This is a genomic window from Rhizobium arsenicireducens (assembly GCF_964021225.1).
Genome location: NZ_CAXHYK020000001.1, coordinates 2,119,938 through 2,140,891, shown reverse-complemented (window position 1 = coordinate 2,140,891; position 20,954 = coordinate 2,119,938). Strand labels below are relative to the sequence as shown.

Sequence of the window (20,954 nt, the reverse complement as noted above, 5' to 3'; positions counted from 1 at the left end):
CAGCACGCAGATGCCTCCAAAGATTACAAAGATTTCATCTGGCGTACAGTTCGCAGTAAGGTGAGGCGCCCTATATCTACATCATCCACCGCTTCCACCGGGTTTCCCGGTCTCCAGTCAGAAGAACAGATGAAGGTAGATTACATGTCCGCACAAATTGGTCGCTCCAAGTTCAAGACGATCCTGAGAAATTCGACCGCTGCGGGTCTGGCCGCCGCGATGCTGGCCGGCGCGCTTCCGATCGCGGTCGCCCCCGCCTATGCAGAACCTGTCAAGGTCGAGGCCGCCCAGGTGCCGAGCTTCGCCGACGTGGTCGAGGCCGTGTCGCCGGCCGTGGTTTCCGTTCGCGTCCAGTCCAATGTCGAGCAGACCTCCGACCAGAGCAACTTTTCCTTCGGTTTCGGCGGCCGCGGTTTCGAAGACCTGCCGGATGATCATCCGCTGAAGCGGTTCTTCAAGGAATACGGCCCCGATTCGGAACAATTCGGCCGACGCGCACCCGAGCGCAGGCCGGATGGACGCGGCCAGGGCCGCATGCGCCCCATATCACAAGGCTCCGGCTTCTTCATCTCCGAGGACGGCTATATCGTCACCAACAACCACGTCATCAACGACGGTTCCACCTTCACCATCGTGATGAATGACGGCAAGGAATTGAACGCCAAGCTTGTCGGCAGCGACAGCCGGACCGACCTTGCTCTGCTGAAGGTCGAGAACCCGCAGCAGAAGTTCACCTATGTCACGTTCGCCGAAGACGAGAACATGCGCGTCGGCGACTGGGTCGTGGCCGTGGGCAATCCCTTCGGTCTGGGCGGTACGGTGACGGCCGGCATCATCTCGGCGCGTGGCCGCGACATCGGCTCCGGCCCCTATGACGACTATATTCAGATCGACGCGGCCGTGAACCGTGGCAATTCCGGCGGCCCGGACTTCAATCTGGCCGGCGAAGTGGTCGGTATCAATACCGCGATCTTCTCGCCGTCGGGCGGCAATGTCGGTATCGCCTTCGCCATTCCCTCCTCGGTTGCCAAGGACGTCATTGCCAAGCTCAAGGACGGCGGAACGGTCGAACGCGGCTGGCTCGGCGTGCAGATCCAGCCGGTGACTGAGGACATCGCAGACTCGCTCGGCCTTTCGGAAGCGAGCGGCGCGCTGGTCGTCGCCCCGCAGGAAGGTTCACCGGGCGCCAAGGCCGGCATCAAGCAGGGTGACGTCGTCACTGCCGTCAACGGTGAAGCGGTCAAGGATCCCCGCGACCTTGCCAAGCGGATCGCCGCCTTCGATCCGGGCACCACGGTCGATGTGTCGATCTGGCGTGATGGCAAGGCGACGAACATCAAGGTCGAACTCGGCCAGCTGCCGAACGAGACTGCGATTGCCGGCACGGACAGCCAGAGCAGCCCCGCACCGGCGACCCAGCAGGCGCTTGCCAACATGGGTCTCTCCGTTGCGCCGGCCGAGGACGGCAAGGGCCTGACGATTATTGACGTCGACCCCGCCTCCGACGCGGCAGACAAGGGCATCAAGTCCGGCGAGAAGATCACCTCGGTCAACAACCAGTCGGTCGTGAGTGCCGACGACGTGCTAAAGGTACTTGAACAGGCGAAGAAGGACGGTCGCACAAAAGCACTGTTCCAGATCGAATCCGAGAATGGTAGCCGCTTCGTTGCCCTGCCGATCGCTCAGAGCTGACGGCGCCGAACCGACCTGATCCTGGGGCGCCGCTGTCTTATCCGACGCGGCGCCCCTTTCTTATTTGAAGAGAAGGACGTCCATCATGCACACCGGGCAGGGCCAAGCGCCACAGCCGGGCGATTCCGGTTGTGCGCAGACCACCGCAGGCGGTAATGTCGCGCACATGAAGATACTTGTTATTGAAGACGATCTTGAAGCCGCAGCCTACATCACCAAGGCCTTTCGCGAGGCCGGCATTGTCGCCGATCACGCCAGCGATGGGGAAAGCGGCCTCTTCATGGGCAGCGAGAATGGCTATGACGTGATGGTCGTCGACCGCATGCTGCCGCGGCGCGACGGGCTTTCCGTCATCAGTGAGCTGCGCAAGCGCGGCGTCGACACGCCGGTGCTGATCTTGTCGGCGCTCGGCCAGGTCGACGACCGTGTCACCGGGCTTCGCGCCGGCGGTGACGACTATCTGCCGAAGCCGTACGCCTTTTCCGAGCTTCTGGCGCGTGTCGAGGTGCTCGGCCGGCGCAAGGGCAAGCCCGAGCAGGACATGGTCTACCGGGTCGGCGACCTGGAACTCGACCGGCTGTCGCATGAGGTGCGTCGCGCCGGCAAGGAAATCCCGCTGCAGCCGCGCGAATACCGGCTGCTCGAATATCTGATGAAGAATGCCGGCCAGGTGGTGACCCGCACCATGCTGCTGGAGAACGTCTGGGACTATCACTTCGATCCGCAGACCAATGTCATCGACGTACATGTGTCGCGGCTGCGCTCCAAGATCGAGAAGGACTTCGACAAGCCTTTGCTGAAGACGGTGCGCGGTGCCGGCTACATGATGAAGGACGAGGGCTGAGGGTGCCATGAACGCCGGTGCCAAGCTCCTGTTCAAGTCGACCGCGGTCCGGCTGTCGGCGCTCTATATTGCGCTTTTCGCGCTCTGCGCCGCATTGCTGGTGATCTATGTGACGGCGATGTCGGAGCGCATTCTCTACATCCAGACGCGCGACACGCTGAACGAGGAAGTCAAGGAGATCGAGACGGCCTTCGAGCGCGGCGGCATCAACCGCCTGCTCGGGCTGATGGAGCGCCGCGCCCGCCAACCCGGGGCCAATCTCTACATCATCGCCGGCCCGGTGGGCGAGATTCTTGCCGGTAACGTCGCCTCGGTCGAGCCGGGTCTGTTCGACCATGAGGGCTGGACCGACCGGCCCTTCCGCTATGAGCGCTACAACGAGAGCGGCGATGTGCAGCGTCACGTGGCGGCGGGCCATGTCTTCTTTCTCGACAACAAGCTCAGGGTTCTGGTCGGTCGCGACCTCGGCGAACCGAGCAAGCTGCGACTTCTCGTGCGCCAGGCGCTGATGGTGGCGCTTGCCATCATGGGCCTCGGCGCCGTCATCATCTGGTTCGCCATCGGCCGCAATGCGCTGAAACGCATCGACCGGGTCTCTGCGGCGAGCAAGAAGATCATGGCGGGCGATCTCTCGCAGCGCCTTCCGGTTTCCGGGTCGGGCGACGAGTTCGACCGGCTGTCCTCTTCGCTCAACGAAATGCTCGGGCGGATCGTGAAGCTGAACGAGGGCCTGCGCCAGGTTTCCGACAATATCGCCCACGACCTGAAAACACCGCTGACACGCCTGCGCAACAAGGCCTCCGACGCTTTGGCCGAGAAGGACGAAACGGCGCGGCGCGCGGCGCTCGAAGGCATCATCTCCGAATCCGACCAATTGATCCGCACCTTCAACGCGTTGCTGATGATTTCCCGGGTCGAGGCCGGCTCGATCGCCGCCGAACTTTCCGATATTGACCTCTCGGCCATCGCGGCCGATAGCGCCGAGCTGTACGAGCCGGTGGCCGAGGAAGCCGGGCTGGTGCTGGAAACGCGGATCGCGCCCGGGCTGTCGGTGCGGGGGAACCGTGAACTGATCGGCCAGGCGCTTTCGAACTTGATCGACAATGCGATCAAATATGGCGCGACGGTCGAGGGCGAGAGCAAGATCGTGGTGACGGTCGCCAAGGTTGGAGGGGCGGTACAACTGTCGGTCGCCGACAACGGCGCGGGCATCGATGCTGACAAGCGCGAGGCCGTGGTCAAGCGGTTCGTCCGCCTCGATGCCAGCCGCAGCAAGCCGGGCACAGGGCTGGGCCTGTCGCTGGTCGAGGCGATCATGGCGCTGCACGGGGGACGGCTGGAACTTTCCGATACGAACCCGGTCGGCGGCGCGTCGCGCGGCCTGACCGCAAGCATGGTCTTTCCCGGCCAGAAGGGGTGACGCCATTCGCCTCTCGGCTTGGCCAGGCCCGAGGGGTGCACGGCTTGATCGTCGGCATGGTCATCGCCGACCAGAAAGCATAACCTCTGCGCAAACCGCGAGATTCGCGAGAAAGCGTCTCGTGAACGGCGCGTGCGGGGGAGGCTTGCGATGGGCGAGACGACGACGAAAAGACTGGCCGAGGTCGCGGAGGCTGTGGTCCGGCCGCTCAACCAGACGGAACAGAAGTCGGTCATCTCCCTGCTGAAGGACGCCGCCAAGCAGCAGCCGGCGATTGCCGAGCTGCTGGCCAGTGAAGGCCCGCTAAGAAGCTTCGTCACGGCGGCGCTCTCCCTCTCGCCCTATCTGCGCGACATGGCCATGCTCGATCCGGCGACCCTGGCGCGGGCGCTGGACGAACCGCTCGAACCGCTGCTTGAAGGCCTTGTCGCCGACGCCCGCAATGCCTGGCGCGGCGAGGACGGCGGACCACCCGCGACCGAAGCGCAGGTGATGACGCGGCTGAGAATAGCAAAGCGCAAGCTCTCCTTCCTGACCGCGCTCGCCGATCTTGCCCGGATCTTCGACGCGCGCGACACGACCCGCTGGTTGTCCGCCATTGCCGACGCTTGCGTCGCGGCGGCCATCGATCATCTGCTGCTCGCCGGCGAGGACGCCGGCAAGCTCAGGCTCGCCGACCGGCAAGCCCCGGCGCTTGGCAGCGGGTTGATCGTGCTCGGAATGGGCAAGCTTGGCGCCTGCGAACTCAACTATTCCTCCGATATCGACCTGGTCATCTTCTTCGAGACGGAGGCGGGCATTCTCGTTTCGCCCGAGGATGCGACCGAGACCTATGGCCGGATGATGCGCCGCCTCGTTCGCATCCTGCAGGATCGTACCGGCGACGGCTATGTCTTCCGCACCGACTTGCGCCTCCGGCCCGATCCGGGCTCGACGCCGCTGGCCGTACCGGTCGAGGCGGCGTTGCTCTATTACGAGGGCAGGGGGCAGAACTGGGAGCGTGCCGCCTTCATCAAGGCGCGGCCCGTGGCCGGCGATCTGAAAGCGGGACAGAATTTCCTGCGCGAGCTCGTGCCCTTCGTCTTCCGCAAATACCTCGACTATGCGGCGATTGCCGATATTCATTCGATCAAGCGGCAGATCCATGTGCACAAGGGCCATGGCGCGATCGCGGTCAAGGGCCACAACGTCAAACTCGGCCGCGGCGGCATCCGCGAGATCGAGTTCTTCGCCCAGACCCAGCAGTTGATTGCTGGCGGTCGCATGCCGGAACTGAGGCTTCGGCCGACCGAGCCGGCGCTACACGCGCTGACCGCCGCCAACTGGATCGATGCTTCGACCCGCGACGAACTGATCGAGGCCTACTGGTTCCTGCGGGACATCGAGCACCGCATCCAGATGGTGCATGACGAGCAGACTCATCTCCTGCCCGAAACCGAGACCGAACTCCGCCGCATCGCCTACATGGCCGGCTTCGACGACACGACGAGCTTTTCCACCCGGCTGGAAAGCGTGCTGAAGACGGTCGAGCGGCGCTATGCCCGGCTGTTCGAGCAGGAGGAGGTTCTATCGTCTGCGACCGGCAACCTCGTATTCACCGGCCAGCAGGACGATCCCGATACGCTGCGGACATTGAAGGCGCTCGGTTTCGAGCGACCCGAGGATATTTCCCGCGTCATCCGCACATGGCACTACGGCCGCTACCGCGCCACGCAGTCGGTCGAGGCGCGCGAGCGGCTGACGGAACTGACGCCCCAGCTCTTGAAGACCTTCGGTGAAAGCCGGCGCGCGGACGAGGCGCTCTTTCGCTTCGACAGCTTCATTTCCGGCCTGCCGGCCGGCATCCAGCTCTTTTCGCTGCTGACCAGCAATCCGGCACTGCTCGACCTGATCGTCAACATCATGTCGTCAGCACCTCGCCTGGCCGAGATCATCGCGAGGCGTCCGCATGTGTTCGATGGCATGCTTGATCCCGGCCTGATGGTCGAGCTGCCGACGCGCGACTATCTCGCCAGGCGTCTCTCCTCCTTCCTCCAGGGCAGCCACCACTACGAAGAGATTCTCGACCGGCTGCGCATCTTTGCCGCCGAGCAGCGCTTCCTGATCGGCATCCGGTTGCTGACCGGAACGATCGGCGGGGCGCTCGCCGGTCATGCCTTTACAGACCTTGCCGGCCTGATCATCGAGAAGGCGCTAGGCGCGGTGGTCACCGAGATGGAGGCCGCGCACGGCAAGATCCCCGGCGGCAAGGTGGCGCTTGCCGGCATGGGCAAGCTCGGCTCCTTCGAGCTTCTCCGCCGGCTCCGACGTCGACCTGATCCTGCTTTACGAACATGACGACGATGCGGGTGAATCGGACGGGGCAAAGCCGCTCGATCCGGTGCGTTATTATACACGGCTTACCCAGCGGCTGATCGCGGCGCTCTCGGCACCGACGGCGGAGGGCGTGCTCTACGAGGTCGACATGCGGCTTCGTCCTTCCGGCAATAAGGGTCCGGTCGCGACGCGTCTTCGCGCCTTCGCGAAGTACCAGTTCGAGGAAGCCTGGACCTGGGAGCATATGGCGCTCACCCGCGCCAGGCTGATCGCCGGTGATGCCGAACTGATGGACGCAACTCGTGCCGTCATCGCGGCCGTACTGGCCAAACCACGCGAGGAGGCGAAGACGGCGAAGGACGTCGCCGAGATGCGGGCAATGATCTCCAAGGAAAAGCCGCCGAGGGACATCTGGGACCTGAAGCTCATCCCCGGCGGCCTGATCGACATCGAGTTCATTGCCCAGCACCTGGCATTGATCGCCAGAGGGCGCGGTGTCTCGGCGGAGGTCAACGGGCTTTCGACGGCGGATGCGCTGAAGCGTCTCGGCGGCGAACTCATGGATCCGAACGACCTTGATCTTTGTCTCTCAACATTGAGGCTCTTGACCGATTTGACGCAGGTGATCCGTCTCTGCGTCGATGGCGGTTTCAGCCCCGCCGCAGTTCCGGCCGGACTTATCGATCTTGTCTGCCGCGCCGGCGACAGCCCCGATCTGAAGACGCTGGAAGCGGAACTGCGCCGCCTGACCAAGGCGGTCAGGAAAGTGTTTCAAGGGATCGTGAAGTAGCGCGAGGGTCGAGGCTTCCGGAGAGGCGGCCGCAAGGCGCCCGGTGCGCTCAGGCGGTCTTGGTTGTCCGCTCGGCCTCCGCGCTTAGCGTGCGCCCGATATCTTCGGCAGTCTGGGGACGGCTGAACAGATAGCCCTGGAACTGGGTGCAGCCTTCCGAAGTCACGCTCGAAAGCTGCTCGTCCGTCTCCACGCCCTCAGCGGTCGTGTCGATCCCAAGGCTGCTGCTGAGACCCACGACGGCGCGGACGATCGCGAGGCTTTCTTCCTTGTGCGGCAGATCCTGTATGAAGGACTGATCGATCTTGATCTTGTCGAACGGGAAGCTGCGCAAATAGCCCAGCGAGGAATAGCCGGTGCCAAAATCGTCCATCGCGATCCGGATACCCAGGTTCCGGAGCTCATGGAGTATGGCAAAGGCGCTTTCGTTGTCCTGGATAAGTACCAGCTCGGTGATCTCAAGCTCCAGCCTGCTGGCCGGCAGACCCGAGGTCACGAGGGCATTTGTGACTGAGTGAACAAGGTTCTTGTGCTTGAACTGGGCCGGGGAGAGGTTCACGGCGATCGTGATGTGGCTCGGCCACTTGGCAGCCTCGGCGCAAGCCTGCTGCAGTACCCATTCACCCAGTTGCACGATCAGGCCGGTCTCTTCGGCGACCGGGATGAACTCCGCGGGCGAGATCATGCCGCGCTCCGGATGGTGCCAGCGCACAAGGGCTTCGCACGCGGTAACCGTCCCGGCCTTCACGTCGATGATCGGCTGATAGTAGACCTCGAACTCGTGGGTCACGATCGCCTTGCGAAGATCGAGTTCAAGGCTGCGTCGCGCCTGCATTCGCGCATCCATGCCAAGCTCGAAAAAGCGATAGGTGCCTCCACCATCGGCTTTGGAGCGGTAGAGTGCGAGATCAGCATTCTTCATCAAGACGTCCGGCACCGTACCGTCACTGGGAGCCATCGCGATGCCAATGCTGGCCGCCACCACCACCTGGTGACCATCCAGATCGAACGGCGTGCCGAGCACTTCGACGAGACGGGACGCGAGCGCCGTGACGTCGGACGGATGCTCGGGGTCGACTTGAAGGATGACGAATTCATCGCCCCCCAGTCGCGCCAGGACATCCTCGCTGCGCGTGCAACTGCGCATGCGATCGGCGGCCGCCAGGAGAAGGAGGTCACCCACGGGATGGCCCAGCGTGTCATTGACGTTCTTGAAATGGTCGAGGTCCAGGCTGAGAACCGCTATCGACCTCGATTTTGGCATTCGCCCGACGATCGAGTCCATGCGCTCATAGAAGGCAGCACGGTTGAGCAGGCCGGTCAGCGCATCATGATGCGCGAGATACTTGATCTTCTCTTCGGTAAGCAGTCTTTCGGTAATGTCCTCATAGGTAGCGACAAAGCCGCCGTTTGGGGCCGGCCGGTGGGTCATGGCAATGCTGCGCCCATCGCCAGTGCGGTGGACGGCATATCCGATCGAGCGTTCGGCAATGAAGCGTTGGGTCAGTTTCAGGGTGTCCTGCAGGTCCTCTTCGCTTCGCCCCGCCTTCCGGAAGGCCAACTCCAGCAATTCCCGGACCGTTCGGCCGGGTCTTACTTCTTCCGGCGCGAGCCGAAAGATTTCCGCAAATCGCCCATTCGCGACAACGAGCTTTTCCTGAGCGTCGAACATGCTCAGGCCCATCGACATATTTGAGAGCGCCGTATCCAGGCGCTCATTCTGGGTGGCCAGATCCTTCTGGCTCCGCTGCAGAGCGCCCATCGTCTGGTCGAGCACCCGCAAGGGGAAGATCCTAAGCGCAAAGTACATGCCGAAGCCAAGCATGGAACTGAGGATCGCCACCAGCCCGGCCTCATAGAGACGGCTGCGGAAGCTGGTCACCGCCTCGATGTAGGCGCGCGGCTGACCAGAAACGAAAACAGGCGTGCGCCGGGCAACCGTCGGGGCCGCGAGCGGCGCTCCGACCTCCAAGACCAACTCTCCGTCCGCTGCGTAGATTCGCTGCTGCAAGGCTTCGCCATCGGCGTAGGGGAATTCGATCAGCTCCTGCAGGCGGAGCTGCTGGTATTGCCAGAGGCTGTCGTGCGCATAGATGTACTGCGCCACGCGATTGCTGGCGAGCCCGGCCTTGAGATCCAGCGTGCGCCTCGTGTCGGAATAGGCATCTAGAAGAAAGAGCAATGGGCCTGCGACCGCAGTCACCAGCGCCACGGCCAATCCAATCGTGCTGACGAGGTTGCGGAGTTGTGTGGTGGCCATGCTACTCATCACTCCCGACCGTCAGGCTTCCGGTTTCACGCAAGACCTTTCGACCTTCATCAGACTGCAGAAAGTCAAGCAAACCTTGTGCTGCGGTGGCGGTCTTCTCCGCATAGACGAGGTAGAATTGCTTTTCGTAAGGGTAGGCGCCGCTTTCGAAATTCTCCAGCGTCGGCTCCACGCCATCGATCGCGACAAGCCGCACGTCGCGTTTTTCGGTGACGATCTGACTGAGGCCGGACTGGACAAGCGACCCGGGCAGGTCTTCAGCCGTGCTGGCGGTGTCCTGATCCGTCTGGGCCACGCGAAGCTCGGGGCGCAGCCGTGCTGCGTCGATTGCCTCTGCCATGCCCGGAAACTGCAAGATGAATATCGCATTGTCGGTCTCAGACTTAGGCCTGAGGATGACGCGGACAGGCGTCCCGTCCGGCCATTTCGCGGTCTGCGTCCCGAACATTTGCGGCAGGTCACTGCTTTTCACACTGCCGGGCGCGGGGTGTGAGGTGATCAGCACCAGCGGGGTCAGCGCGAAGCGGGTGTCCTTCAAGCCACGCGCGGACTCCTCCGCCTTCAGTGCCCGCGAGGAAATTGCCAGATCAATGACGCCATCGGCAACTGCGCGGATAGCGCCCGAACTGCCGAGGTCGGGTACGATTTCGATCGTTGGGCCGCCCTGGGCGGCATAGGCCGTGGAAATGTGCTGTGCCATCGGCATTGCGCCGCCGGTGCCGCCGACACGCAGCGTATCAGCCGCGCTTGCCTGTCCGGCCAGCAGGCCTGCAGAGAGAAGGGTGATCAAGGATTGGGTCCAATATGACCGACGCATTCTTCACCTTCTCCGACTGCCTGAAGTCGCGCTAAGAGGGAACGGGAGTCGAAGTTGTATCAGCAATTACGAATGAAATCACGTCCGCACGGTTTGCAAATGCCGCCATGGTAAATTCCGCAGGATGCCAAGGGCCGGCTCACGCGGACGGAGGCAGCGGTCGACGGAACAACCGGCAGGTCGGCTGCGAATGCCAGCCGTCCTCCTCCCCTGTTCAAGCCGGTAAGCGGGTTGTGGCGGGCAGGACCCTTGCCTGTCTCTCACGCCCGCTTGCGGGTCGTCTCGATCACCAGAACGTCCGGGATCCGCACCGATACCACGGTGCCCTTGCCTTCGCAGGAGCGTATCCTGAGGCTGCCGCCGTGCATGTTGACCAGCGAGCGGGAGATGGCGAGGCCGAGGCCCGAGCCGCCATTGCTTTTGGCATACTGGCTCTGCACCTGCTCGAACGGCTGGCCGATCTTGCCGAGAGCCGCCGCCGGAATACCGATGCCGGTATCGGCGATGGTGATCGCCACCCCGTTGCCGATCTTGCGGGCGCGAAGCGCGACCCGTCCACCTGACTCGGTGAACTTCACGGCGTTCGACAGAATGTTGAGGAGGATCTGTTTCATCGAGCGGCGGTCGGCGGTCATGGTCAGGCCGGAGGTGACGCGCTGCTCGATGTGGACGTTCTTTTCCTCGGCCGGGATCGCGGTCAGCCGCAGGCTTTCCTCGATCAGCGCGTCGAGATCGATCGTCTCGCAGCGGATCTTCATTTGCCCGGCCTCGATCTTCGACATGTCGAGGATGTCGTTGATGACGTTCAGCAGGTGCTTGCCGCTCTCGTGGATGTCGCGGGCATATTCCGAGTATTTCGGTGAGCCGATCGGCCCGAACATGCCGGCGAGCAGGATTTCGGAGAAGCCGAGAATGGCGTTGAGCGGGGTTCTGAGTTCGTGGCTCATATTGGCGAGGAATTCCGACTTCGCCTTGTTGGCGGCCTCGGCGCGTTCCTTTTCCGCCTGGTAATTGGCATTGGCGACCGAAAGCTCGGCCTTCTGGCGCTCCAACTTCTTCTGCGAGGAGGAGAGGTCGCCGATGGTCGCCATCAGCCGGCGTTCCTGTTCGCGCAGGCGCTCCTGGTGACGTTTCAAAAGGGTAATGTCGGTGCCGACCGAGACGAGGCCTCCGTCGCGCGTCCGGCGCTCGTTGATCTGCAGCCAGCGCTCGTCGGCGAGCTGGACCTCGGTGGTGCGCGATGAGCCGCTCGGATCGGGATCTGCAACGCGGCGCTGGATGATCGGCCGCTGGGCCGCGGCCTGGACGACCGCGCGCTCGGTGCCCGGCACGAGGATGCTGTCGGGCAGGCCGTAGACGTGCTGGAAGTGGGCATTGCACATGACCAGCCGGTCGTTCTTGTCCCACAGCACGAAAGCCTCGGACGTGCATTCGATCGCATCGGCGAGACGCTGGTCGGCCTCGGCGTAGCGCTGGGCAAGGCGATGCTGCTCGGTGACATCCATGGCGATGCCGATCACATGCATGCAGCCGGTATTGGAACAGATGACCTGGGCACGGGCCCGCATCCAGACATAGTGGCCCTGGGCGTGACGCATGCGAAAGATCTGGTCGATCTGCTTGGAATTGCCGCGACCCACGGCCCGGGCCAGCGCAAAGAGGCTGCCGTCGTCCGGATGCATCAGTCGCGCCGCGTCGGCAAAGGCCATCACCTCGCCCGACGGCGGCAGTCCGAGCATCTCGTACATCGAGCGTGACCAGAACAGCTTGCGATTGGCGAGATCGAAGTCCCAAAGGCCGCAGCGGCCGCGAGACAGGGCCGCTTCCACGCGCAAATTGCTTTCGAGAAAAATGTCGTCGGCCTCGCGGGCACGCTTGGTCTGATGGAAATAGGCGTAGACGATGACGCTGAGGATCAGCGAAATCCCCGCAAAGAGCGTGACGTTGAGAGCGATCTCGCTGCGCCAGAAGGCCAACGTCGGCAGGAGGGAATGGGCGGTCAGCACCATTGCGCCGTCCGTTCCGACCGGAGTTAGTATAGCGAAATGACGCTGACCGCCGATGTCCGTCTCGATGCCGCCGGACCGATCGCCAAAGCGGCGGATGGCGGCGACCTGCGGAAGCAGATTGGCGAGCGGCAGGCCGACATAGCCCGCACCGGCTGCCGACGACGCGAAGATCCGGCCCGAGGGTTCGACCATGAGCACGAAGGCCCCACCGGCGAGACGCTCGGCCGGCAGCAGGGCCGTGAGTGCCGTCTCGGCGGCCGTGCGGTCGGCCGAGACGAACAGGGCCTCGCGTCCGGCGAGGGCAGCATTGGCCGTGGTGGCGACCAGCGCGGTGATCTGGCGCACGCCGCTCTCCATGCGGGCATGTTCGCCGAGTATGCCGGCGACGCGCGCAAGGGCCACCACCGAGAGGAAGGCGAGGATCAGAATGGGAATGGACCGGCGCAACACGGTCTCGATCCGGCGCGAATGACCGTTGCCGGGATCGTTGATCCGGGCCATGCGCTCACCAAGCCCGCCGAAGAAGGCCACAATGCCTGAAAAATTGAGTCGCAACCGCTCATCGGCTGCGGTTGCCCGCCGCGCGTTCGACATTGTCCCTGCCTCTGCCCCTCGTGTGATCCGAAGCGCCGCTCGCCCGAATCTAACCTAATGAATCACTGGTGATTCGCCTTGTCCAGACGGGTTTGGTGAACAAAATCTTAAGCCCTTAATCCGAATCGGCTTTTTTTGTGCAACCTGTGTCAAAGGCTTGAATTTGATTGAAAACATCGCCCGATCTCGCCTATCGATTAGGCCGCTGATCAATGCTGGCTGAGCCCGAAGGGGGAATTTCCGACATGTATCCGAAACCGTTTCGCCGGTCTCCGTTGTGGGCCGCGCCGGCTGTCGCTGTCCTTGCATCGCTGGTGGCGGGTGGGCCAGCCCGGGCCGTCGAGCCGCAGCCACCCGAACTCTACGGCGAGATCACCGCGGAGCAGACCGAGGGGGCCAACCAGTTTGCCCTCAACAATGCCATCGCCACCGTCTTTCACGAAGCCGGCCACATGCTGGTCTCGGAGTTTTCGCTCCCGGTTCTCGGCAAGGAGGAGGATGCGGTCGACGGGCTCGCGGTGTTGCTCCTCCTCGAAGCTGAGGACGAGGACTTCAACAGCGCCGTTGAGGACTGGGCCAATATCTGGTTCCTCTCGGCCGGCGCGAACGGAGACGAGGAGGAGCTGGAATTCTGGGACAGCCACGGCCTGGATGAACAGCGGGCCTATGCGACCGTCTGTCTGATGATCGGCAAGGACAAGAAGCGCTTCGGGGATTTCGCGGAGTCGCTCGAATTTCCCGACCACCGTGCCGAGGAATGCCCGGGTGAATACCAGAGCCTGCTGCAAAGCTGGGAGAAGGTCCTGAAGCCTTATGAAGCGAGCGAGAGCGACGTGACGCAGTTCAAGATCACTTATGAGAAGACCAAGGATCCGAAGCTCGCCTATTTTCGCGAGATGATCAAGAACGCCGGCGTGCTCGAAATGGTCGCCGCGGCGTTTTCCGGCAGCTACAAGCTGAAGGACGGGATCAGGCTGACGGCGACGGAATGCGGTGTGGCGAATGCCTTCTGGAGCGCCGACGATCGCCAGATGACGCTCTGCTACGAGGATGTGCTCAACAGTGCCCAATTGGATGCGCAGTGGTACATCGACAATCCCGACGGCGAAGCGGTCGAGGAGGACGTCGACCCTGACAGCGCGCCTATCAAGCGCGACGCGGGATCACCCCGCGCCGGGGCGTCCCGCTCGGGCTAGGGTCAGCCCTTCAAGATCCGCTCGACGATATCGGCGACGTCGGACGAGAGCGACGGCGCTCGCTCGATGGTCATCAGCGCCTCTCGGGCCTGATCGGCGCGCACCGGCTCGAGCAGCCGCCAGGAGCGCAGGGCCGTCAGCAGACGCGCGGCGAGCTGCGGGTTGCGCTTGTCGATCGCAAGGATCTCTTCGGCGAAGAAGTGATAGGCCTTGCCGTCCGGCCGGTTGAAGCCGGTCGGGTTGGCAAAGGCGAAGGTGCCGATCAGCGCACGCACCCGGTTCGGGTTCGACGCGGTGAAATGCGGGTTCTGCATCAGGCGCATGACGCGGTCGAGCGCGCCTTCGCCCGGAATGGTTGCTTGGATCGAGAACCACTTGTCGAGCACCAGCGCATTGGCGGCGAAGCGGCTTTCAAACGCTGCGAGCGCCGCATGGGTCTCTGTCGCGTCGGGGAAGCGGTGCGCGAGAACGGTCAGGGCCTGCGACAGGTCCGTCATGTTGTCGGCCTTGGCAAAGGCTTCCGCAGCGCCGGCCGGGCTGTTGTCGCTGAGCGCCAAGAAACCGAGGGCTGCATTGCGCAATGCGCGACGGCCGGCCCCGGCGGCATCGGGACTGAAAGGGCTTGACGCGGCAAGCACTTCATAAAGGCTGCGGAAGGTCGTTGCACCCGCCGCGGCAATTGCCGAAAGGATAGCCTGACGGCCCTGGTGGATCGCGTCGGGGTCGTTATTGGCGCCCAGTTCGCGGGCGATGTCGGATTCGCTCGGCAGCGCCAGAGCCTGTGCGCGGAAGGCCGGCTCGAGGCTGTCGTCGGCGGCGATCGCCAGCAGGGCGTCGCAGAGCGCGCCATCGCATTCGACGGGCTTGCCCGCCGCGGCTGCCTTGGCGGCCGCCATGAGGTTCGGCAGCGCCAGATCGGTGATCGCCTGCCAGCGGGCGAAGAGGTCGCTGTCGTGGCGGGCAATGTGGGCGAGGTCGTCGGCGCTCTGGGGGAAATGCAGATTGACCGGCGCGGAGAAGCCGCGGTTGAGCGAAACGACCGGACGGGCGCCGATGCCGGAGAAGGTGAAGGTCTGGCTCCGCTCGGTCAGGTGCAGAACGTCGCCGGCAATCTCTCCGCCGCTCACTGTGCCCGGCTGGACCTCAGCGCCGTTCTCGCCGATCAGCGCGAACTTCAGCGGAATGTGCATGGGCTCCTTGGCTGTCTGGCCGGGGGTTGCCGCGACCATCTGCTCAAGTGAAAGCGTGAATGTCTTGGCGGCCGCGTCGTAGGACGACGAGACGGTGATCTGCGGCGTGCCGGCCTGGTGGTACCAGAGCGAGAACTGGGTGAGGTTGCGGCCGTTGGCATCTTCGAAGCACTTGACGAAGTCTTCGACGGTGGCGGCATCGCCGTCATGGCGCTCGAAATAGAGGTCCATGCCCTTCTTGAACCCGTCGCGGCCGAGAATGGTCGCGATCATGCGGGTGACTTCGGAGCCCTTCTCGTAGACGGTGGTCGTGTAGAAGTTGTTGATCTCACGATACTTGGTCGGGCGAACCGGATGGGCGAGCGGGCCGGTGTCCTCCGGGAACTGTTCAGAGCGCAGATGGCGGACCTCGGCGATGCGCTTGACGGCGCGCGAGCGCTGGTCGGCGGAGAATTCGTGGTCGCGGTAGACGGTCAGGCCTTCCTTCAGGCACAGCTGGAACCAGTCGCGGCAGGTGATGCGGTTGCCGGTCCAGTTGTGGAAGTATTCATGGGCGATGATCGCCTCGATATTGGCATAGTCCTGGTCGGTTGCGGTTTCGGGATCGGCCAGCACATACTTGTCGTTGAAGATGTTGAGGCCCTTGTTTTCCATGGCCCCCATGTTGAAGTCCGAAACGGCGACGATCATGAAGATGTCGAGGTCATATTCACGGCCGAAGACTTCCTCGTCCCACTTCATCGAACGCTTCAGCGCGTCCATGGCATAGGCCGCGCGGGCTTCCTTGCCGTGCTCGACATAGATCTTCAGCGCCACCTCGCGGCCCGACATGGTGGTGAACGTATCCTCGACCACGCCGAGGTCGCCGGCGACGAGGGCGAAGAGATAGCTCGGCTTCGGATGCGGGTCGAACCAGGCGGCGAAGTGCTTGCCCTCGCCATAGCCGGCGCCGCCGAGGAAGTTGCCGTTTGACAGCAGCAACGGATTGGCGGCCTTGTCGGCGATGATGTTGACCGTATAGACGGCGAGCACATCCGGGCGGTCGGGAAAAAAGGTGATGCGGCGAAAGCCTTCGGCCTCGCACTGGGTGCAGTAGATGCCGTTGGAGCGGTAGAGGCCCATCAACTGGGTATTGGCCTCGGGATTGATCAGCGTGGTGACGGTGATCTCGAAGGGGGCGGTTGCCGGCAGGTCGCGGATCGTCAGGCTGTCAGCGGTCTCGGTATAACGCTCAGGCGCCATGTCGATCTGGTCGAAGGCCAGGCCGGTCATCTTCAGTTCGTCGCCGTCGAGCACCAGCGGGGCATTCGGGTCGGCGCCCTCGCGCCGGTGAAAGATCAGCCGCGCTTCAACCTTGGTCTCGGTCGGATCGAGCTCGAAGGTCAGATCCACACGTTCCAGGACGAAGTCGGTGGGGCGGTAATCTGCCAGATTGATGATCTGGCCGGTGTCTGTTCGCATTGTCTATCCTGATCTCGTCCGTGAGTCGCCTTGCGTGATCATGATACCCGAACATGCGCGTGCAAGGATGTGATTTCGCCGGCGAGACTGCCATACATTTCTGAACGATTGTTAAAAAGCAAAGAAATAAAACGAGGTAGGCGGTCGGATCGGCAGTGTTTGTCGACGAATATTTGCGCTGTTGTTCGGGATTGATTGGCCGCGACAGGACCTGCCCGAAGGCGCCGGACGACGAGTTTCCCGTTCAAGATCTCTGCGACTCCGGGTTCACTTGATGCCGAGCGTTGCGCGAATGGCGTCTTCGTCTTCGGTCTGCTGGATGATGACGCCATACCAGCCGAGGCCGTCATAGTCCTCGTAGCCGAGGGTCTTGGCAAAGGCGACGATCGAGCCCGAATTGTCGTAATAGCTGCCGCGCATGGCCTGTCCGGGGTTGTTGAGCGCGAAATGGGTGTAGCGCCGAGCCGGGTTGCTGCAGGCGATCACCCGCAACGCGCCGTCGAGCAGCAGAACTTCGGTCTTTTCCGCGACCTGCGGCGGCAGATTGGCCTCCTTCTCGACGATCGCCTGGCCCTGCGCCTGCCAGTCGAAATAGACGCCGAGCGTTCCGACCAGCCGGCCGTTGCTTTGGCCATCCTCGCGAATGCCGGTGGCATAGACCAGAACGTCGCGATTGTCGTGGAGCCGGCTCGACTTGACCTGGTCGACGATATAGTCGTCGCCGCTGGCGCAGTTCTTCGCCGCTTCGAACCAGGGTTCGCCGGCGAGGCTGCGGTCTTTCAGCCCACGCTGGAAGCGCGGATTGGCCGAGGCGACGATGCGGCCCGTCTGGTCGGTCATGACGAGGTCGAGATAGACCGTGTAGAAGCGGTTGATCACGCCGAGGCGCTCGGCGGCATAGGCGAAGCGCTTCGGGGTCGGGTCGCAGAGCGCCTGCCACAGCGCCGGATCGGTCGCCCACCAGCGCACGTCGGCGGTGCGTTCGAACAGATTGCGAACGATGAACTGTACCAGCGTCTGGGCAAGGTCGGTCAGCCGCACGCCTTCCATTTCGACAACCAGGGTATCCGCGATCGTCCGGCTAAGGCCGATTCGGCCAAGCACGTTCTCCTGGAAACGGCCGGCGATCTCGGCCGCACCCTGGGCGAGACGCTGCACCTCGTGGGCGACGACCGCAAAACCCTTGCCGGTTTCGCCGGCGCGGGCCGCCTCGATCAGCGCATTGATGGCAAGCAGCCTGATCTGCCGGACGATGTGGGTGTTGTCGGCACTGAAGCGCTCGAGATCGACGCCTATGCCCTCGGTGACCACGCGCATGGAACGTGGCGTGGCCATGTCGGCGGCGGCGGAAAGCGATTTCGGCGCGATATCGGTCATCAGAAGAACACCGCAGAGTAGTTGATCGCGCAGTCGAGAGTAGACCGACCGTGGCGCGACAGAGGAAACACGAGATTTAGACTTCGGCATATCATTCACGATATTGGTTAAAAAGGCATAAAACTAGAAGTAAAAGGAGCTGAACTTCAATATCGCGCAAGTGCCTCCATTGGGACAATTTGCATATATTATAGGCAAGTGATGTTTGCTGCGAGCCTTTAACTTGCCCTTGTCCGCGGGCATCGGAAGTGCCACCATTCAAAAACGGGATTTTGTCAATCGCGAAGGCGCTGACACCTTCCCTCGTCCTTCGCTCGCGGAGTTCCGCGCTCCCCCATCTCCGCTGTCCAGATACGAGTCCCGCCGATGGCCGCCATCGCCTCCAGTCCACTTCGCGGCATCCTGATGAAAGTCGCCTCAGTCACCGTCTTCGTCGGCATGCAGGCCTGCATCAAGTTGGCGGGGTCCGGCATGCCGACCGGCCAGATCACCTTCTATCGCTCCGCCTTCGCCATCGTGCCGATCCTTGCCTATCTTGCCATGCGCGGCGATCTCCGCTCCGCTTTCCAGACCAAGAATCCGCTCGGCCATCTCAAGCGCGGCCTGATCGGCGTCGCGGCCATGGGTATCGGCTTCTACGGCCTCGTGCTTCTGCCGCTACCGGATGCCATTGCGATCGGCTATGCCATGCCGCTGCTGGCCGTCGTCTTTGCCGCGGTGTTTCTGCGCGAGACGGTGCGCGCCTACCGCTGGACGGCGGTCTTCGTCGGGCTGGTCGGGGTGATGATCATTTCCTGGCCGAAGCTGACACTGTTCAGCGAGCAGGGCTTCGGCTCCACTGCCGCCACCGGTGCGCTGGCCGTGCTAATCTCGGCGGGCCTCGGCGCGGCCGCCATGCTGCAGGTGCGCCAGCTGGTCAAGGAGGAGAAGACCGCGACGATCGTGCTGTTCTTCTCGCTCACCGCCTCGCTACTATCGGCCGTCACCTGGTTCTTCGGCTGGCAGGTGCTGAGCTGGGAGGCACTTGGACTGATGGCGCTGGCCGGATTCTTCGGCGGGCTGGGGCAGATCCTGCTGACGGAGAGCTATCGCCATGCCGATGTCTCGACAGTGGCGCCGTTCGAATATACGTCGATCATCCTCGGCTCGATGATCGCCTACCTTCTGTTCGACGAGGTGCCGACCATGACCACGCTGGCGGGCGCGGCCATCGTGGTGGGAGCCGGCATCTTCATCATCTATCGCGAGCACCAGCTCGGGCTGGAGCGCCGGGCCGCGCGCAAGGCGGCGACGCCGCAGGGCTGAAACCGGCGACAGAATCGGCCTCCGTCCAGGACTGCCGCTTTTCTTTTCTTGCGTCGGGATGATAAAGATTGAAACAGAGGGAAGGTTATGGCTAGGTTAATCGCCGCCGCCCGAGCGAACCAAACCTGAACAACGTAGTTTGCATGAACCTGAACAGAGAAATGCCCCTTCCAGACCGCAGAAGGCGGCCTGGCGACTATGGCGCCGGTGGCGGGTCGCAATCTATGTTCAATCGATGCGGCAACGCGAGGGGGAGGGTTTGCCTTGGCCCTGTCGGTTGATGATTTGCGAACCAATCCCGCTTTTTGCGAATCCTTGCGTATTTTTTCGGCCGATCTCCAGGGCGAGTACGACGGCAACAAACGCCTGGCGCGGCTGCTCTCTTCGCACCAGCGCTGGCTTCTCAGCCAATGCGCCTTCGCGCTCCATCTCGAACATGATCCGTCCGTGCCAGGCTCGGGGCTGACGGCCTCGCGTTTGCGCGACATGATCACGACTTACAATGCAGCGAGCCGCAACACGGTGCTGAACTTCCTCGACCAGCTGCTGTCCTATCGCTTCATTCGTATCGCCGGCGATTCCGGCCGCCGACCGCGCCGCTTCGAAGCGACAGAGGTGACCTATGCCGGCATGCTTCGCTGGATGGTGGCCAATCTGGCGACGCTTGACCGGGTCGATGGCGGCGCGCGCGCGCAGACGCTCATGGCCCACCCGGAACTCTTCCCGCTGATCCAGCCCTATGCGGCCAGGCGCTCGTTCGAGCACGACGGCTGGCGCGAACCTCCACCGCGGGTCGCCATGTTCCTCTGGACGGAGGCGGGCGGACTGGTGATGGACGAACTTGTCCGGCGGATCGACGTGACTGATCCGTCGCCCGATCGCTATGACATCGGCCGGGTCGATGCCCGTGCCATGGCGGAGCATTTCATGATGTCTCGCACCCATCTGCAACGCTTGCTACGCCGCGCCATAGAGGCCAAGGGACTGCAGTGGCAAGACGAGACGAAAAAGACCCACTTGTGGTTCACGGCCGACCTGCTGGATGAGTATCGCGGCTGGCAGGCGATCAAGTTCTCGATCATCGACGCGGCATTCGAATATGCGTGCAGCCTGCTGCCCGCAGAGCGCCTGGAAAGCCCGGCGTTCGCGGGAGTGAGCGGCTAACTCGCTCGCCGCGCGCGTCGAGGTGGCTTCAGAGCGGGATGTGGCGGACCAGGGCGTTTTCGCCGCGCGACATGCGGCGCGATCTGCCCGAGGCTGCGTGGCTATAGGCTTCAGATGCATCGATAGCGCTGCCGATCTGGATGACGGCGGCCTTTAGATTGCGGAGCGGATTGAACATCGTGGTCATGGGGTATCCTTTGCGGTTTTCGCATGGCCGTCGAGCGGCCGGAAGTGAATAGTGAAAAGGGCTAAACGACTGCGAGAGGCCGAACTTGTGCGATACGCAATCATCGGCGCCGCCGGACGTCAGGCGTCGCGGAAGTCGCTGAACAGGGTGGCCGGCCGCGTGATCATGCCGGTGCGGGAGAAGGCGCGCGCGGTCAGCTGTTCGTTGGTGGCGGAGCCGAAGCGGTGATAGGGTTGGCCGCTGCGCAGCGGTTCGGCGGCAAGGCGGAGCGTTTCGAACTTGCAATGCATGGGGCGGGCACGAACGGTCATGGCCTTTTATCC

At 63.1% G+C, this 20,954-nt stretch carries 13 protein-coding genes and 1 pseudogene; 7 read left to right on the top strand and 7 right to left on the bottom strand.

Translation table 11 applies throughout. The features are described from left to right. Positions 1–144 precede the first annotated feature (144 nt). From ACWPVA_RS10575 to ACWPVA_RS10560, 4 genes and pseudogenes are all read left to right on the top strand, one after another. Positions 145–1,692 (top strand): Do family serine endopeptidase, encoded by a 1,548-nt coding sequence (locus ACWPVA_RS10575; protein WP_454287644.1) that lies wholly within the window; start codon positions 145–147, stop codon positions 1,690–1,692. Between the two features lie 85 nt (positions 1,693–1,777). Next, positions 1,778–2,536, top strand: coding sequence for a response regulator transcription factor (locus ACWPVA_RS10570; protein ID WP_454287643.1), 759 nt, complete (start codon positions 1,778–1,780; stop codon positions 2,534–2,536). A gap of 7 nt (positions 2,537–2,543) precedes the next feature. Beyond that, positions 2,544–3,956 (top strand): sensor histidine kinase, encoded by a 1,413-nt coding sequence (locus ACWPVA_RS10565; protein ID WP_454287642.1) that lies wholly within the window; start codon positions 2,544–2,546, stop codon positions 3,954–3,956. Between the two features lie 150 nt (positions 3,957–4,106). Beyond that, positions 4,107–7,062: pseudogene (locus ACWPVA_RS10560) on the top strand (bifunctional [glutamine synthetase] adenylyltransferase/[glutamine synthetase]-adenylyl-L-tyrosine phosphorylase). A 49-nt stretch (positions 7,063–7,111) separates the two neighbouring features. Here the strand turns inward: ACWPVA_RS10560 and ACWPVA_RS10555 are convergent. From ACWPVA_RS10555 to ACWPVA_RS10545, 3 genes are all read right to left on the bottom strand, one after another. Beyond that, positions 7,112–9,322 (bottom strand): putative bifunctional diguanylate cyclase/phosphodiesterase, encoded by a 2,211-nt coding sequence (locus ACWPVA_RS10555; protein WP_454287641.1) that lies wholly within the window; start codon positions 9,320–9,322, stop codon positions 7,112–7,114. Between the two features lies 1 nt (position 9,323). Beyond that, entirely contained in the window at positions 9,324–10,121 is a 798-nt protein-coding gene (locus tag ACWPVA_RS10550) for a substrate-binding domain-containing protein (RefSeq protein WP_454287640.1), read from the bottom strand. A 287-nt stretch (positions 10,122–10,408) separates the two neighbouring features. Further along, a complete protein-coding gene (locus ACWPVA_RS10545) occupies positions 10,409–12,751 on the bottom strand; it encodes a PAS domain-containing sensor histidine kinase (RefSeq protein WP_454287639.1) in 2,343 nt (780 codons plus the stop codon). Between the two features lie 245 nt (positions 12,752–12,996). Between ACWPVA_RS10545 and ACWPVA_RS10540 the strand changes: the two genes are divergently transcribed. After that, entirely contained in the window at positions 12,997–13,947 is a 951-nt protein-coding gene (locus tag ACWPVA_RS10540) for a DUF4344 domain-containing metallopeptidase (RefSeq protein WP_454287638.1), read from the top strand. 2 nt (positions 13,948–13,949) lie between these two features. Here the strand turns inward: ACWPVA_RS10540 and pepN are convergent, their stop codons facing one another. Next, positions 13,950–16,598 carry an aminopeptidase N gene (pepN, locus tag ACWPVA_RS10535; RefSeq protein WP_454287637.1) on the bottom strand — a complete coding sequence of 883 codons (2,649 nt, stop codon included), beginning with the start codon at positions 16,596–16,598 and terminating at the stop codon, positions 13,950–13,952. A gap of 267 nt (positions 16,599–16,865) precedes the next feature. After that, positions 16,866–17,975, bottom strand: a complete 1,110-nt coding sequence (locus ACWPVA_RS10530; protein ID WP_454287636.1) for a methyl-accepting chemotaxis protein — start codon at positions 17,973–17,975, stop codon at positions 16,866–16,868. Between the two features lie 366 nt (positions 17,976–18,341). Here ACWPVA_RS10530 and ACWPVA_RS10525 point away from each other — a divergent pair, with 366 nt between their 5' ends. Together ACWPVA_RS10525 and ACWPVA_RS10520 are read left to right on the top strand one after the other, a co-directional pair. Continuing rightward, on the top strand, positions 18,342–19,280 hold the full coding sequence (locus ACWPVA_RS10525; protein ID WP_454287635.1) for a DMT family transporter: 939 nt from the start codon (positions 18,342–18,344) through the stop codon (positions 19,278–19,280). A gap of 198 nt (positions 19,281–19,478) precedes the next feature. Further along, positions 19,479–20,444: a hypothetical protein gene (locus ACWPVA_RS10520; protein ID WP_454287634.1), complete on the top strand. Its 966-nt coding sequence runs from the start codon at positions 19,479–19,481 to the stop codon at positions 20,442–20,444. A 28-nt stretch (positions 20,445–20,472) separates the two neighbouring features. Here the strand turns inward: ACWPVA_RS10520 and ACWPVA_RS10515 are convergent, their stop codons facing one another. Then, on the bottom strand, positions 20,473–20,631 hold the full coding sequence (locus ACWPVA_RS10515) for a hypothetical protein (RefSeq protein WP_454287633.1): 159 nt from the start codon (positions 20,629–20,631) through the stop codon (positions 20,473–20,475). 119 nt (positions 20,632–20,750) lie between these two features. Continuing rightward, on the bottom strand, positions 20,751–20,942 hold the full coding sequence (locus ACWPVA_RS10510; protein WP_454287632.1) for a hypothetical protein: 192 nt from the start codon (positions 20,940–20,942) through the stop codon (positions 20,751–20,753). Positions 20,943–20,954 lie beyond the last annotated feature (12 nt).